Here is a 15,182-nt window from a genome sequence, read left to right on the forward strand (position 1 = left end):
AAGTCGTGTCAATCTCGTTTAAAAAATGACCAAACAAAGAATAGCGCAATTAGACCACAGAGTAAAGGAAAAATTAAGGGATTTTGCATTTTCATCATAAATGTGCCTAAAAAAGGGATGACCATGATTTTCTTGCCAATATAATTGCTTTTTGTGACCGCTTCTTGATCAGGTGTCTCATTTTGGTCTCCTTGGACTGTCGCAGATTCCGCTGACTTTTCGATGACACGATGGGTCACAATCGTTTGGTCTTCTGCCTGATAAGAAATGATGTCCCCTTCTTGGATACTGTCAAAATCATCCATCCGATCAATCACATAATCCCCCGCGCGAAATGTCGGTGTCATGCTGTTGCTTAAGACAGTGTAGCCTTTAAAGCCCAAAAGCCCCTTGCCTTGCGGCGCAGATAAGACATTTAATAGAACAAATAATAAAACGATGACGGTTAAGATAGTTAGCAGACTATTGGTGATTGTTCTCAGTTTCATTCTGGCTCCTGACTTGGTTCGGTTTGGTTGGTGGTAGGTTCACTTGATTCGGTTGTTGAAGCATCTGGTTGATAGCCACTACTCGTTTCCGAGGATTGCTTTATAGACTCATTCGTGGTGCTTTCTGTAGTTTCGCTGGAATCTGTACTTTCTGATTGTTTCAATTCATTAGAATCTATGGTGTCACTTGCATCTGTGCTTGTTGCTAATTTTTGAGATTGTAATGAATCACTAGATACTTTAGCTGTTTGATTATTTTGCTCAAATGCCAAATTTTTGTTGTATAAAACTACGTAAGGATAAAAACCTGTTCGACCAATTCCATACTTATATCCTATAAATGATATATTTTTTCCATAATAAAAGTTTTCTGGATCTTGAACTGACTCAACACTAAAATTGAAAGAAATTTTGAGGTATTTCATATCATCACTATATGTCACTGACCAGTTACTCAAACCATTATCATTTAGAAAAGATTGCATATAATAATTGACAAGAAAATTTTTAGGGATTTTCATATATAAGTCAGATGTATATTCTAACAAGTTATTCTGATAATTTTTCTTACTCACAATTACTTTGTACTGGAAATCACTGGATAAGTTTGAAAGATAGATGGTCGAAAAATCATCTTGTTCTATGGATTCAACTTTTCTTGAAAAAACTATTTGATTTGTTTTTTTATCTTTAAAAATCAAATTTGCTGACTTATCCGCTTGATCATGAAGCTGTTTGATACTAAATGTACTTGATGTTGGGAATGTGACGTCAAATTCTTCCTTATCTTCGCCAGAAAATTCAATCGTGTAGTTATCGTGTAAATATTTTTCAATATTTACATCTGAAAGACCCGATTCAAAGGTGTTGGTTGTAGTGATACTGAACATCTGATACTTTGTTCCCACTTGACTTGATAACAAAGAATGATCAACAAATGCATTATTTAGCACATCAGATTCTATGATAAGTGGTTTACCAAAGTCGTAAATTTCTGATCCAGATTGATTGAATTGGATTCCTTTCACTTGAAATGCCATGGATCCCGTACTACTTTGGACACGCAACAGGATTACAAATCCTTTATTTTCAATATAAGCAATCTTATCAACAATGTAATTGTTTCCCTGTAGTGCAGATACTTTGGCTTTTATGTTGCTTATTTCTTCAAGTTGTTCATTTTGAGTTAATTTTGAACCCGTCTTGAATTGATAATAAATAATGCCAGGAACCACTGTTGTCATTTGATTATTTACACTACTATAATACAACTGCTGACCTACTGCATATCCAGCTTGGTTAAATGTCAGACTTTCAGGCCATGACGAAATCGGGACTGCTTCACTTGCACTTTTGAATGAAAATTGTACGTTATCCGAATCAAGAAAGCCTATCGTGTCTGAATCAGTATTGGCTTGACTGATTGTCACTTTGACCTCAACAATCAATGGTTTGGTGCTGTCCCATTGTTTCATTTGTTTAATGGAAAATTGCAGGGTTCTTTCCTCTCCCGATTTGATGGATTCCTTTTGGGTTGGAGAATCGATGGCTAGATATTGCGCAATTTGCGCCTCACTTAATACCTGATCCCCGAGCTTTGCAGAAACGATCGAATACGTCAATTTCCCATCTAAAGTTCCAGTGTTTTTCACCTTTACATTGTGAACCTGATTCTCTCCTATATACGCAAAAGATTGGCTCGTTGTAGATTGATTTTCAAGCGTCATCGACAACATCCCTAATTGCAACGACAAATCAGCAGAAAAAGTTTTCTCATCCATAAAGACAGCCTGTACTTCTTTTGGAAACGTACATAGAATACAAAAGAAAGCGGCCAAAATGACCGCTGACAAATGAAATTGCCTCCGCATATTTTGCCCGCCTTTTAAAATTAGTTATTTGTGTTTTGTTCTACAGTTATATTAATGGCTTCAGAAGCTTTTGATAAATCAAAACTATTGGAAACCATATTTCTACCTGTCGAATCACCATATTTTTCAGCACTTTGAGGATCAATAGTGATGACTATGCTTATGAAAATATACTCATCCGGATAGATAGCAAATTTATTGCCAGATATATTTGTTGCTGTCGATTGATCTTTTCCGCTTAATACCTCAATGTTCATACTCATTCCACTTATTTTTAATTGGTCTTGAAGATCCTGGCTAACTGTATAAAATACTTTTGCATCTAAGGTACCTGTATATTGTACAGTTTTGGTTAACGTAAACGTATCACCGGGTTGCGCATTACTAAAATAATTTCCTTTTTTATTAGAAATTTGTTTATTTTCACTGTAACTCGCGATATGACCATATTCCCACTCATCACTTTTAGTATCATTAGCCAAACTAACTGTACCAGTCGATAATTTGATTTCAGAACCCACACTCGTACTATCTGTAAAATAAGCATATGTGCCGTAAGTAGCAAACCCGATAAAAATAAGTGCCAGCATCAGAATTGAATAACGGTTGCTCTTGCGCTTTGCATTTCCTTCGCCTTTTTGTTGTTTGTGATTAAACATTTTTATTCTCCTTTTTATGTGTCTTCTAAGCTCAACGTTCTAAAGTATAGCAAAGGAAAAACCTTATGACAACAAGGAAAAACAGCATTTTTAATTTTATAACGCTAGACAAAATATTCACAATAAAGGTTTTATACAAGACGAATAATTTATCGGTACATATAATTATTAAAATTCAACCATTTAAAAAAATACTTTATAACTATTTTGCGATCGATATGTTTTTTAAAATTTATTTAGCTGGCAAATAAACTGTGCATAGACCTTTAAATTCAACAAGTGAGAACGGAATCATAAAAATACACTGTTTTCTCGAAAATATTGCTGTGATTTATTCGGTTAAAATAACGATAAATAAAAACGAAATTCAGTGATGGATTCATTCCGGAAAAATATACAATAAAGCATTAAATATTCATCTTTTATTACATTAGAATTTGATTAAAAAACTTACGTTTATTTAGTAAACTAGTTTAAATTTTAACCATTTTCGAAATAAATGTGTAAAAATCTAGGACTTAGGATCATCCTTAGGCTTGACGATCTGCAATTATTGAATAACAACCAATAGCTATCCAACCTATCTAACTACTGATTTAAAAGTATTTATCTATCTTTAACACAATGATCCATCATTCAAAATATCTTACCAATTAAAAGCCAAACGACACAAATATGCTATCGGCTAAAAAAAAAGATATTTAAGTCTAAATCAAGATTATTTTTTTCTCATATTATCATTTGGGTCCACAATGTATTTTTACTTTGTATAGTGTCAAAATTCGACAATCAAAATATTCATTTTTGAACATTTTTGGTTGTCTTAACATGCAAATAGCAGGAGTTATAATAACTCCAAAAAAATAGAGCAGTTAAAAAGGCGACTTTTTAACTGCTCTATATTATAGCCATGAACAACATTACTGATTATCTGGTACGCCTTCAATCGTCAGTGACTCAATACTTGCCGCGGTCATATCGGCTGTCACATTGGCTTGGAATGTCACTTGATCGCCGACTTGCAAGAATTGTGCGTAGGGTGAGTTATTGATATTGACACTATAGATGATGGGATCATCTTCTAATAGGAAGGAGATCACCGTTTGGCTGGTACCCGTCAATAATTGGACCCGTTGTACGGTGCCCTGTTTTTCAGCCATGTTGGCTGGATCACTGCTTTGATTATTGCTGCCGCTGGTAGCTAGCTCAATGCGATAGGCGTCGAGGGCAGTCTGCGCCGTATCCGCATCAATGACGATATCATTATCAATAGCATTGATGTAGACGTATTTCTTGAAGATTCCTTTTGAATCCATCAATGAAACGATCCAGGTCTGGACACCGTCGATATTATACAGAACAGGCATTTCCGCTTTCCATTTTTTCTCAGGATATATTTTAGACGCAATCGAGATGGCGCCATCACTATCCATGATGCCTACATCAGTATCGCGATAATAGGTCAGTTGTCCTGTGCGTGCATTGATCAAAGAGTAGCCTAATGCAGAATCTTGGTTGCTGTCATCACTGGTGAAATCAGTGAAATACATCAATTCACTGTCTTTGTTCAACATCGGGGTGATTTGACCAGACGCATAAATGCCATTTTCTGTTGGAATTTTGACATCTTTCTTCGCACCGAAAATAAATTGGTTCCACCAGCCTTGGCTATACCGGCCATAATACTCATTCAAGCGATTGGCTGCCGCAGAAGTGATCGGCGCATCAATAAAGCTTGGGGCTTTTTCACTATCATAAAGGTTGACCTCACCGGTTTCAGCATTTAAGACCGCTGTTTTGAAATGATCAAAATGCATCAAACCCGTGACACCATATTCCTTGTACAATGTTTGTACATAAAATGGATTCCCTGCTTCATCGATTTCCAAATTAATCGTGCCTAATGCGCCATAACCTGGAAAAGCGGCATAGATTTTTCGTCCAGCATCTTCATTGAAATAAGCTGAAGGTGTATAGTGCAACGGTTTGCTGACAAATTCAGGTTGAGCATTGATATCTGTGGCACTGATTTTAAAATAGCCGGGAATTTCTTTGAGTTTGAACCATTTCCAAAACCCATTGTATTCCAGCGTGGCCACATAGACATATTCGCCATTGATGGTTTGTGCTGTGATCCCGTCCAACGTGAACATATTGGAGTTGGGGATCACTGAAAATTTTTGCAGCATTTTTCGTTTTGCGGTATCAGGCGCGATCGCTATCGGCGTTTCTTTCGTCGACGTCAGCGTTTCTGCCTGCTCTTCGGTCTTTGCTGGAATCGTAGCATAGATTGACTCAGTAGACACAATGCGTGTGATTCCACTGATTCCCCCTAATAACAATGCAGCAACAATAGCCAGCCAAAATAATTGAGGTGCCAAAGTCATTGATTTTTTCGGCGGATTGACTACTTTCTTTTGTTTGGCATTTTTGATTTCAGTTCCAAGCTGACCGGATTGAATGTATCCCAACAACCATAAAAGCATGCTTGCCATTAAGACACCGATCAAATTGATCCATAAGATCGAAGACAGTGTTTTGCTTGGCAGCACTACGTAAATAATCCCCGCTAAAATCAGCAGCTCGCCAATCGTCAAGATCATTATGGGTTTCTTCTTGCCTTTTTGCAGGATCGCCAACAATACGTTGGTGCCCAAGATCCCTAATCCAAATAAGATGGTTAATTGCATAAAGTCAATAAACATCACTTTTCTCCTTTCATTTCCCTATAGTTCATTATTGAGCAAAACAACTATTTTGTCTATCCATCTTTAGAAGGATAAATAAAAACCACCGAAGCCCGCGCGCAGCGACTTCAATGGTTGATTGATTTATCTCTTTGGATTTTCACTTAGTTCCCATATGCATAGCAGTGACGCCTCCTGCATAGCTTTTGATGCGCACATCCCGAAAACCCGCCGCCTCAAAATCAGCCCGCAACTGCTCTTTGGCGGGAAATGATCTGGCAGATTCTTGCAGCCAAGCATACTCTTGAAAGCTCTTTGCGAAAATCTTGCCAAAAAAAGGCATAATATAATGAAAGTAAAAACGAAACAGTTGTTTCCATCCCATCATTTCAGGTTGTGATGTTTCCAGACAAACCACGGTACCGCCAGGCTTCACCACGCGGTATAGTTCCTGTAAGACTTGCTGATGATCTGCGACATTCCGTAAACCAAACCCGATCGTCACATAATCAAATTGATCAGCGAGAAAAGACAGCTGCATTGCATTGCCTAATTGCCAATCGATGGCAGCTGCATCCTCTGCGCTATTTTTTTCTTTGGCAATCAGCAGCATTTGTTCACTAAAGTCGACCCCCGTCACGTGACCAGAAGGACCCACAGCATTTGCCAAGGCCAAACTCCAATCTCCTGTGCCGCAGCAAACATCCAAGACGTCGCTGCCTTTCTTTACAGACATACGCTTCATCACATCTTTCCGCCAATGCTTATGCAGACGAAAAGAAATCAGACTATTCATTGGATCATATTGCGGTGCAATTCGTTCGAACACTTGATGCACTTTAAGTTCCTTGCTGGGAAGTGCCATTGTAGTTCCTCCTCGCTTCAATAAAGGCGTTTTCATGATTTTTTTAAGTCTATCATGAACAAGAGGAATGAACAAAGATTCGAACTTTGCTGCTTAAGCAGGGTTCATTTGACTATTTTTTTGTGCATATACAGTGTGGCCAACCGATAGTCGTAGTAAATTTTTGAGAATGCCAGCAATTCTCCATTTTTGAGGTAACTATCATCCCGTACGATCAATGTGGGCATGCCTGCTTCTAAGTGAAAGAATGCTGCTTGTGCTGCAGTTAATGCGCCACTTTCGATAAATTTATCAATGAAACCGACTTCCAACTGCTTTTCTTTAGCCAGTGCTTCAAAGATCGACCCTTGTACCATCTCATCTGACATCTGCCCGACCCTGTCAGCAAGATAATAAGAATGATCGATCAAGTAAGGTTGACCATCCAATGTGCGGTAGCGTTGCACTTCAATAAAACGCTGATCATAGGCAAATTGTATTTGGCTTGGCAAGAACAGCGCTTCTGAACTGGTGACCTCGCGCTTAAGAAACTGAACAGTCTGGATGTTCTTCTCCCCTCGAGTCAAATCTTCATTGGAGCCTAGCTCACCTTGTTTCAAAGCAGCAGGATCCGTTTGCGCTCTGACAAATGAACCCCGTCCTTGCATTTGATAGATCCGGCCCATTTTGCTCAATTTATTCAGCGCTTGGCGCAATGTATACCGAGAAACCGCATAGCGCGCCAACAATTCACGCTCACTGGGCAACTTCCCTGCATCATTTGCTAGATCATGACTATCTATTCCTCGAATCAATTCTGCCACCAATTGATCGATCGTTGGTTTTTCCATTTTCCTCGCTCCCTTATTTCTACTACTCAATATGTACACGATTTCCAGATAAAAAGCCAGCTATTTTTTTGATAGCCGGCTTTCGGATTGAATTGTTCAAATTAGATATTTGTCGCTTTGTTTTGTTCTTCATTGTATAATTTACCATCATACATTTTGATGAATGGGAACCAAATCAAGAAGGCCACCGCTGCACAGATCAAAGCTAATACGAACGCACGCCAGTCACCACCAGAACCGATAAAACCGGAAAGTCCTATTGGCGTCGGCCAAGCTACTTGAGCGATTGGAGGATTCACAAATCCCCAAGAAATACCAAAATATGCTACTGACATCGAAACCATTGGCGCCAAGAAAAACGGAATCGCTGTATAAGGGTTATATACTACAGGCATACCGAACAAAATCGGTTCATTGATGTTAAAGAATGAAGGGACAATCGCTGCTTTTCCTAAAGCACTTAATTGTGCCGACTTAGCAAAGAACGCAATAAAGATAACCATACCTAAAGTTGCACCTGATCCGCCGATCGTTACAAAACTATTGTTGAATTCACCTGCAAAAGCGATATTGGCACCATTTTGATTTTCTACCATATTGGATAAAACAATTGGTGTTAAAAATGATGTTACGATCGTTGCACCATGAATACCTACGATCCATAAAGCATGCATAAAGAAGTAAATCACCAATAAGCCTAACCAACTGCTTGTCAATCCAGAAACGAAACTAAATGGGACAGCAATCACTTTAAAGATGTCCGTACCTAATCCTACCAAAGCACCATTGATAATAATGACGATCAATGCAATCAGAGCTGTCGGAATCAATGCTGTAAATGATGTTGAAACACCAGTTGGTACTGTTTCCGGCATTTTGATATAAATCTTGCGCTTTACACAAAATGCATAGACTTTGACTGCGATTATCGCCATAATAATCGCTGTAAAGATTCCTGTTGTACCCAGACGTGTTACACCACCTGCCATCTCCCAACCATCGATGATTTTTTGATCATCTGAGACAACATTGACCAATGTAGCCATACCGCCTTCAAAAACCAATTGCGGTAAACACATAAAGAAAGCCATCATAGACAATAAAGCACCATTGACTGGACTAAGAACCAATTTTTCCTCTTGTGCCTGGATCTTCGTATACTCATAACCAAAAACTAAACAGAAGTATAACGCCAAAATCCCCATCGTAGCAGTATTACCAAGCATATATAAGCTTTCAATTTTATCAAAAGAAGCCGCCCAAATACTTTCCAATGCTGGAAAACTTTGAGGTAAAACACTAATGATCAAGAACATTGATCCCACGATCGTAAAAGGGATCGATGCCATACCGGCAGCCATCACACCTCGTACGATCCTCAATTGCGAGATTTTCCCCATTGGTCCCATTAAGTAACGATCTAAAAAGTCAAACATTTTATTATTTTCTGTATCCATCTTATTTTCCTCCCGTTCCTTCAAACGCTTTCAAATATGCTAAATATTTATCTTGATCATGCTCGATCAACCAGATCTTGCGTTGTGCATATAAACAAATCAGCAGACCTAGCGTAAACAGACCAAGCAAGAGCCAACGCCCTGTCTGATTCATAAATGGGACAATATACTGTGTTTGTCCTATCAATGCGAAAATAACTCCTATGAGATTAATCACCACTTGTATCCATAGACCACATTTGGTCACCTTCAAACGATTCGATTGCTGCCAATATTTTTGTGTTTGCTCCACCAAAATACAGCCGTCCATGGCCATTAGCAGGATTGGAATCATACCAGCAACTGTCCAATGGGCGATACTCAAGATTGTCCAATAAAGATTGACGAAGAAAAAAAGTGCAGTTACATAACGAAAGAACATAAATCGATTAAAGCGCATACTATTTTGGGCAACTTGTTGTTTGCTCAGACTATAAACAGGTTTGCTGTTTTTCATTTCATTTCCTCCTTTCAATTTATTTGCAGATGTTCGCCCAACAACTTGTTCGAACAAGTTCTATTTTAGCATATAATTTTTCAATTGCAACCGATTACTTTAAACTGTTTTTATTGTTTCTCTGGAAGAGATTGATTATTTGACAGATTTTGCTATGCTAATAATAAGGGAACGACATCCCGATCTATTCACCAAATAGACTGTAGAAAGAAGGTTTATTAAATGGCTGAGCCATTTGCATTTGTCAATGATCAACACAAATTAGTCGAGTGTTATACAGCGGACATCGATGCAATCGAAGATCCTTATTTTTCAGTCGGCTTTATCATTCAACCACTTGACCAAGGCTATTTTATTTTCAACTCCATCAATTTGACTGGTTCTTTAGAAAGTATCCAGCTGCGAAAAGTCGAGGACATTACCTTGCTAAAGGACAATACTGCCTATCTTGACGCGTTTACTTACTATATTGACTATAATAAGCAACATCAATTATTCGATCCTTATCAGCTTGAGGCCCAATTGAATGAGCAACGGTTTGACACGATTTTTGCGCTGTTCAATCAACTATTACAAAAAAAACAGCTCATCAACATCCTCACCTATGAAGATCAAGTATTCACAGGGACAATCGCACTCTTAGACCAAGAAAATATTGTCTTGAATTTATTGGACTTTGAAGACTACACGTTCCATACAAAACAAACGATTCCTTTCAAACTCATTCAAGCCTTTGACCTCTACCATCGTGAAAACTTCTTGATCAAAGGCTATCTTGCCAGCAAAAGCTGACAAATCCCTTGCAATCAATCGATAACATGCGTTCTAATTGCCTTTTGATCGCTCACCACGTACACTTCAACTAAAAGGACAGTCAGTCGAAGGAGTGTATACGATGGAAGATTTAGAAGCATTTCTTGCTAAGATCACAGAACATGATAAACAAGATAAACTGCGGACTTTATTTTCACATATATTGGATGAATTTCCTGATCTGCAGCCTGTTATCAAATGGGGACAACCAATGTTTACAAGTCATCAAACATTTATATTAGGCATCAGTGTATCAAAACCACATTTTTCAGTGTCTCCAGAAACAGCTTGCTTGAATCAATTCATCTCTGAAATCGAGGCAGCGGGATATAGTCATACCGACAATATTTTTCGTATCAAATGGACACAATCAATTGATGAAGCGTTGATTTTTAAGATGATTGCCTTTAATTTGGCAGACAAAGCAGACATGACGACTTTTTGGCGATAATCGAATAAATCTGAACGATCAATATTTTATTGGTCGTTTTTTATTGTCTTGATAAATAATACATGATACTATGCAAGTAAAACTATTTGTAGGAAGTGAACCCATGTTAGGAAATCTTCGATTGATTCCGCAAAACTATCGCCTTGCGTATAGTGCCTATCTTTGTGCATTGATTGGCAATGTCATTTACATCATCTGGCAACAGCCCTCCTTGTCGTATGCTTTATCCACAGTGATCTTGCTATTTGCAATTGACTGTTTTCTGTTTTCTAAATCTACTAAGAAAGTGCTGTGGCCACTTCTCGGAGATTGCCTCTTCTATCTATTGATATTGCTGTTCATTTTTACATAGCCTGCTGACAACAGATATGAATCAACTATAGTCTATTGAGCCAACCTTGATTTTGGCTTTGTTCATGTACAATAGCCGGAACTGAGAATGGATGAAATTGAAAAAGAAACCAAGTCAACGAAACAAATTTCGCCTAATCCCGCAAAAAAAAGCTCCGAACGCTAAAAAGTCAAGTATGCAAATTAAACGAAAAACGAGAAATGCTGATTGAACATCAAGATCAGTTTCCTATTACAGGTGACAAAAATAGCTATTAATAGACCCATCATGACACTACTTTCATGCGCATAAAAGAAAATCATATGATGAATGTTCAAATAAAGCTAGCGTACAATTTACAAAACGCCACTTATAATCAATTTGTTTTAGACGACTAAATTCTACCAATTGGATCTCTTTTTCTATACTTTTTTATAAAGAAATAATGTTGGTAGGAAATCCTAAGATTTCCCACCAACACTAAAAGTTGTAGAACCAATATTTTCGAGTGCATTTTGTTTTTATCGAGGACGAAACTAACTATCTTATTTCACTCTCCATTTAAATTGATTTGTTTGTTAAAACTTCAGTAATGAAATCAATGATTAAATTTTTTACTACCTAATTTCATATGAAATTGAGGATCTTTCGGAACTGAAGGATCGACGCCTCTTAGTTGCGGAATTTTTGCACAAATAAGCTGGAACAATATAATACTTGTAAATGTTGCAAAGGATGGTTCTGAAGCAGCTGGCAAAACAAGATCAGCTTTATCTGATTCGTAAGTTGTAATCAAGAAAATATGATCTGACCACTCAGATAAAACTTCCTTCATTTTTGTCGATCTTTGCTCTTCGCCATTATCTAGAATAAATACCATCGAATCTTCATTGATTGCATTGTAAATTCCATGAATAAATTCCTCAAACTCATAACCACTTACTGGACACCGCATAGTTTCTAATAGTTTAAGTGCACTTTCTAGCACATCACCATATAATGTGGCTGGTCCTGTAATACGTATTTCTTTTGCATGAACTAACTGTTCTTGATTTGCAGTAATCCATTGTAAAGACTGATTATAAACACCATCAAATTGTTTGGCAGTATCTTTAACAAACTTGATCTGTTTGTCGAAATTATCTAAGGAAACTGTTCCTTTCTCTAGTCCAATATACAAAGCCATTAGTAAAAGATTCAATTTCGTACAGTAGAAACCTTTCGTTTTCGCACCCGCCTTCTCAGGACCGCAATATACCGTTAAAATGTAATCTGCCATCTCATCAATAAAAGCTTCCGTTTCACCAGCCATTGATGCAGTGATACATCCTTTACTTTTGGCTAGTTTCATTGCGTTATAAGTCGAATAAGAACTTCCTCCTTGAGAAATACCTACAACGAGCGTATTTTGTGTATTTCCCAAAAAAGTACTTTCAGTAATCATGAACGGATAGACTGCAGTAACCTCAATTTGCAAAATTTTCTGCATTTGTGGTGCCATTTGCAGCGCGGAATGATAGCTTGTCCCAGATCCTGTTAAGTAGATATGATCAATATTTTCCGTTTTTATTTTTGCAAATAGCGCTTCACTTTTTTCTATGATTTCATTCATTTTCTTAGGCGTTTCCTGTAAATATTCTTCTATTGATATCATTCGTATTCTCCTCCAATATTATAATATTCCGATAAAATGAACCGCAATCCCAAAAACAATGATGCATATCGTGATTTTTGTTATACTTGTTTTCTTTAACAATTTATAAACACCAAATGTAAAGGCCAAAGGCAACATTTTAGGCAATATTTGATCCAGAATATCTTGAACAACAATTTCTGCACCACTGATATTCCAAGTCAATGGCGTTGTGATATTTAGCATGGTCGCTACCATGCCGCCAACAACACATAAACCAATAATGGTTGCTACTGACATAATTTTGTCCATCAATCCTTCTTTTTGAATACGCTCTAAAGAATTAACTCCAACTTGATATCCTAGCTTCAATCCGAAAATTCTGACTAAAAAGTTAGGTAAGTTATATAAAATCAAAAATAGTATAGGTCCAAAAATATTTCCATCTTTTGCAATCGATACGCCAATACCAGCAGCGATGATTCTGACAGTTCCCCAAAATATAGAGTCCCCAATACCGGCTAATGGACCCATCAAGGAGGCTTTCACAGCATTGATTGACTGTACGTCAAAGGCTGGATTATTCGCATTTTCTTCTTCCATCGCAGTACTAATGCCCATGATTGTTGGTACAACTGCGGGCGTCGTGTTAAATATTTCTAAGTGCCGTGTGATAGCTTCCGCTTGATCACTTTTTTTGGTATAAAGTTTTTTGATGACGGGTATCATCGCATACATGTAACCTACATTTTGCATTCTTTCATAATTAAAGGCTCCTTGAAGTGCAAATGATCGCCAGAACACACTTTTCAACTGCTTTTTTTCAACCTTATTCAAAATCAATCTCTCCTTCCGTTAAATTATCTGGAGCACTGGGATCATTCTCTTTCTTTTGCTCGATATAGAAGTGTATAATCACTGCGATACAAGCACCAATCAACGCAATAGCTGTGATATTTAGACCTCCGTAAGCAGCTGCTAAGAACCCCAAGAAGAAAAATGGTGCCATTTTTTTAGAAAAGAGCATGTCTAATAATAAAGCAAATCCAATTGCTGGAAGTAAGTTTCCGGCTACAGATAATCCATCCAATACAACTTTAGGAATTGCTTCAATTAAGCCTGTTACTTTATCTGCACCGAATAGAATTGCCAAAAACGTTGGTAAAAATGTACTTAAGAAAAAGAGAGAAACTGGAACCCACATACATAAAGCTAAGCCTTTATAATTTACTTCTTTCGCATATTTATCTGCCTTATGGGTAAAATAAGCATTGATGATTCGAACCAAAACACCTAGTGTCTGAGCCAAAACAGCAATTGGTACCGCTAATGCCAACGCAACTTCAACACCGCTATTGGATAAAATTGCAAATGCAGTTCCCAAAATCCCTCCGGTCACAACATCTGGCGGTGTGGATGCCCCTATGCCGGCAATCCCCATCCAAATCAATTCAAGTTGTGCACCAATGATAATACCAGTCTTTACATCACCTAAAACCAATCCAACCAATAGTCCAGTAACGAGTGGGCGATCGAACATCATTTGACCAAAAATCCTACCATCTAATATGCCAATACCAGCAATCAACCCTAACATTGTTGCTTGAACAAACATTATAAAACCTCCTTTTCTAAAAGCTAAAATCTGAAAACAACTTCTTCTTATCCCGAGGCAACATGCGAAACTCTATTGAAACACCTTTTTCTTGAATGGATTTGAGATTTTCGATATCTTGTTCATCCACTGCTATAAGATCAGTAATTTTGTTTTTACCTTCCTCATAACGTAAGCCCCCGATGTTGAGCGAGTCAATCACACCACCAGAGTGTTCAATTAGTTTGCGCGCATCTTCAGTATTTTTAATTAAAACCAATACATTACTTTTTTTTGATGTTGCAAATTTTTGAACAATTTCTCCAGACTCCATTACACCGCGAATATACAACACAACATTCGAGGGTTTTGCCAAGTTTAAGGCCATAGATTTCATAGGATCATTTTTCGCTTCGTCATTTACTACTAAAATCGTATTGACTCCTAAAGAAGTTGTCCAACCAAATGCAACCTGTCCATGAATCAATCGATCATCAATCCTCACTAAAGATATCGTCATTGTTTTGTCCTCCTTGTTCTAAGATTAATTGGTTTATATGAAGAATACCATTCTTACCTTCCTCTAACCCATTTTGAATCCATTCATCCACTGAATAGGTCAACGCCTCTTCGGATAAAATCAATGAGAGCAACATAGGTAAATTCACACCAGTTACCAGCTGAAAGTTATACCCATGTAACAAATGATTGGTAAACAAATTGGCCACACTACCACCCAAAACATCTGTCAAAACCACCAATTCACCTTGATTCTTATCTAAATATTCGCTTGTCTCTCTTTCAGCGACATCACTTGCCTTATCTTTTGTCATTGAAAAAAAGTCAATCCTTACCTCCTCCCCCACAATTAATTTTAAACTGTCGACAATTCCCTGTGAAAATGTACCATGAGTCGCTACTAAATATTTCATCTCATCATCCTCCTAGTTACACTTTTAGTAAAGCAAAAAGCGTGCCAACTATTGGCACGCTAAAAAAAGCTGTCC

The 15,182-nt window shown here is 37.5% G+C and carries 15 protein-coding genes; 2 read left to right on the plus strand and 13 right to left on the minus strand.

Going from position 1 to position 15,182, the window contains the following annotated elements; genetic code table 11:
• Positions 1-8: 8 nt before the first annotated feature.
• The 8 genes from ACYVRS_RS06065 to ACYVRS_RS06100 all read right to left on the minus strand — a co-directional run bounded on the left by ACYVRS_RS06065 (position 9) and on the right by ACYVRS_RS06100 (position 9,353).
• On the minus strand, positions 9-488 hold the full coding sequence (locus tag ACYVRS_RS06065; protein WP_461197691.1) for a signal peptidase I: 480 nt from the start codon (positions 486-488) through the stop codon (positions 9-11).
• Entirely contained in the window at positions 485-2,341 is a 1,857-nt protein-coding gene (locus tag ACYVRS_RS06070; protein WP_461202903.1) for a hypothetical protein, read from the minus strand. Before ACYVRS_RS06070 ends, ACYVRS_RS06065 begins: the two co-directional genes overlap by 4 nt.
• 38 nt (positions 2,342-2,379) lie before the next feature.
• On the minus strand, positions 2,380-3,018 hold the full coding sequence (locus tag ACYVRS_RS06075) for a hypothetical protein (protein WP_461197693.1): 639 nt from the start codon (positions 3,016-3,018) through the stop codon (positions 2,380-2,382).
• A gap of 920 nt (positions 3,019-3,938) precedes the next feature.
• Positions 3,939-5,723, minus strand: a complete 1,785-nt coding sequence (locus tag ACYVRS_RS06080) for a DNA-binding protein (protein WP_461202905.1) — start codon at positions 5,721-5,723, stop codon at positions 3,939-3,941.
• Positions 5,724-5,865: 142 nt separating this feature from the next.
• Entirely contained in the window at positions 5,866-6,570 is a 705-nt protein-coding gene (locus tag ACYVRS_RS06085) for a demethylmenaquinone methyltransferase (RefSeq protein ID WP_192415969.1), read from the minus strand.
• 104 nt (positions 6,571-6,674) lie between these two features.
• Positions 6,675-7,400 carry a GntR family transcriptional regulator gene (locus tag ACYVRS_RS06090; RefSeq protein ID WP_192415967.1) on the minus strand — a complete coding sequence of 242 codons (726 nt, stop codon included), beginning with the start codon at positions 7,398-7,400 and terminating at the stop codon, positions 6,675-6,677.
• 101 nt (positions 7,401-7,501) lie between these two features.
• A complete protein-coding gene (gene celB, locus ACYVRS_RS06095; protein ID WP_312540610.1) occupies positions 7,502-8,857 on the minus strand; it encodes a PTS cellobiose transporter subunit IIC in 1,356 nt (451 codons plus the stop codon).
• A 1-nt stretch (position 8,858) separates the two neighbouring features.
• Positions 8,859-9,353, minus strand: a complete 495-nt coding sequence (locus tag ACYVRS_RS06100) for a hypothetical protein (protein ID WP_461202907.1) — start codon at positions 9,351-9,353, stop codon at positions 8,859-8,861.
• A gap of 222 nt (positions 9,354-9,575) precedes the next feature.
• Here ACYVRS_RS06100 and ACYVRS_RS06105 point away from each other — a divergent pair, with 222 nt between their 5' ends.
• Positions 9,576-10,145, plus strand: coding sequence for a hypothetical protein (locus tag ACYVRS_RS06105; protein WP_461202909.1), 570 nt, complete (start codon positions 9,576-9,578; stop codon positions 10,143-10,145).
• 103 nt (positions 10,146-10,248) lie between these two features.
• On the plus strand, positions 10,249-10,617 hold the full coding sequence (locus ACYVRS_RS06110) for an iron chaperone (RefSeq protein WP_192415961.1): 369 nt from the start codon (positions 10,249-10,251) through the stop codon (positions 10,615-10,617).
• Positions 10,618-11,546: 929 nt separating this feature from the next.
• On the opposite strand, the gene ACYVRS_RS06115 is transcribed toward ACYVRS_RS06110, so the two are convergent.
• The 5 genes from ACYVRS_RS06115 to ACYVRS_RS06135 are packed head-to-tail and all read right to left on the minus strand — an operon-like array spanning position 11,547 to position 15,107.
• On the minus strand, positions 11,547-12,602 hold the full coding sequence (locus ACYVRS_RS06115; protein ID WP_461202911.1) for an SIS domain-containing protein: 1,056 nt from the start codon (positions 12,600-12,602) through the stop codon (positions 11,547-11,549).
• A gap of 18 nt (positions 12,603-12,620) precedes the next feature.
• Positions 12,621-13,418, minus strand: a complete 798-nt coding sequence (locus ACYVRS_RS06120) for a PTS system mannose/fructose/sorbose family transporter subunit IID (RefSeq protein ID WP_231435875.1) — start codon at positions 13,416-13,418, stop codon at positions 12,621-12,623.
• Positions 13,411-14,196, minus strand: a complete 786-nt coding sequence (locus ACYVRS_RS06125) for a PTS mannose/fructose/sorbose/N-acetylgalactosamine transporter subunit IIC (RefSeq protein WP_231435876.1) — start codon at positions 14,194-14,196, stop codon at positions 13,411-13,413. Before ACYVRS_RS06125 ends, ACYVRS_RS06120 begins: the two co-directional genes overlap by 8 nt.
• Positions 14,197-14,212: 16 nt before the next feature.
• On the minus strand, positions 14,213-14,695 hold the full coding sequence (locus ACYVRS_RS06130) for a PTS sugar transporter subunit IIB (protein WP_231435878.1): 483 nt from the start codon (positions 14,693-14,695) through the stop codon (positions 14,213-14,215).
• Entirely contained in the window at positions 14,670-15,107 is a 438-nt protein-coding gene (locus ACYVRS_RS06135; protein WP_461202914.1) for a PTS sugar transporter subunit IIA, read from the minus strand. The genes ACYVRS_RS06130 and ACYVRS_RS06135 overlap by 26 nt, the downstream gene beginning before the upstream one ends.
• Positions 15,108-15,182 lie beyond the last annotated feature (75 nt).

The organism is Enterococcus salsurae, from assembly GCF_054784955.1.

Bases quoted from the DNA above. Each gene is read 5' to 3' on its own strand.
- ACYVRS_RS06065 (WP_461197691.1), bottom strand. From the start codon at position 488: ATGAAACTGAGAACAATCACCAATAGTCTGCTAACTATCTTAACCGTC.
- ACYVRS_RS06075 (WP_461197693.1), bottom strand. From the start codon at position 3,018: ATGTTTAATCACAAACAACAAAAAGGCGAAGGAAATGCAAAGCGCAAG.
- ACYVRS_RS06080 (WP_461202905.1), bottom strand. From the start codon at position 5,723: ATGTTTATTGACTTTATGCAATTAACCATCTTATTTGGATTAGGGATC.
- ACYVRS_RS06085 (WP_192415969.1), bottom strand. From the start codon at position 6,570: ATGGCACTTCCCAGCAAGGAACTTAAAGTGCATCAAGTGTTCGAACGA.
- ACYVRS_RS06090 (WP_192415967.1), bottom strand. From the start codon at position 7,400: ATGGAAAAACCAACGATCGATCAATTGGTGGCAGAATTGATTCGAGGA.
- celB (WP_312540610.1), bottom strand. From the start codon at position 8,857: ATGGATACAGAAAATAATAAAATGTTTGACTTTTTAGATCGTTACTTA.
- ACYVRS_RS06100 (WP_461202907.1), bottom strand. From the start codon at position 9,353: ATGAAAAACAGCAAACCTGTTTATAGTCTGAGCAAACAACAAGTTGCC.
- ACYVRS_RS06105 (WP_461202909.1), top strand. From the start codon at position 9,576: ATGGCTGAGCCATTTGCATTTGTCAATGATCAACACAAATTAGTCGAG.
- ACYVRS_RS06110 (WP_192415961.1), top strand. From the start codon at position 10,249: ATGGAAGATTTAGAAGCATTTCTTGCTAAGATCACAGAACATGATAAA.
- ACYVRS_RS06115 (WP_461202911.1), bottom strand. From the start codon at position 12,602: ATGATATCAATAGAAGAATATTTACAGGAAACGCCTAAGAAAATGAAT.
- ACYVRS_RS06125 (WP_231435876.1), bottom strand. From the start codon at position 14,196: ATGTTTGTTCAAGCAACAATGTTAGGGTTGATTGCTGGTATTGGCATA.
- ACYVRS_RS06130 (WP_231435878.1), bottom strand. From the start codon at position 14,695: ATGACGATATCTTTAGTGAGGATTGATGATCGATTGATTCATGGACAG.
- ACYVRS_RS06135 (WP_461202914.1), bottom strand. From the start codon at position 15,107: ATGAAATATTTAGTAGCGACTCATGGTACATTTTCACAGGGAATTGTC.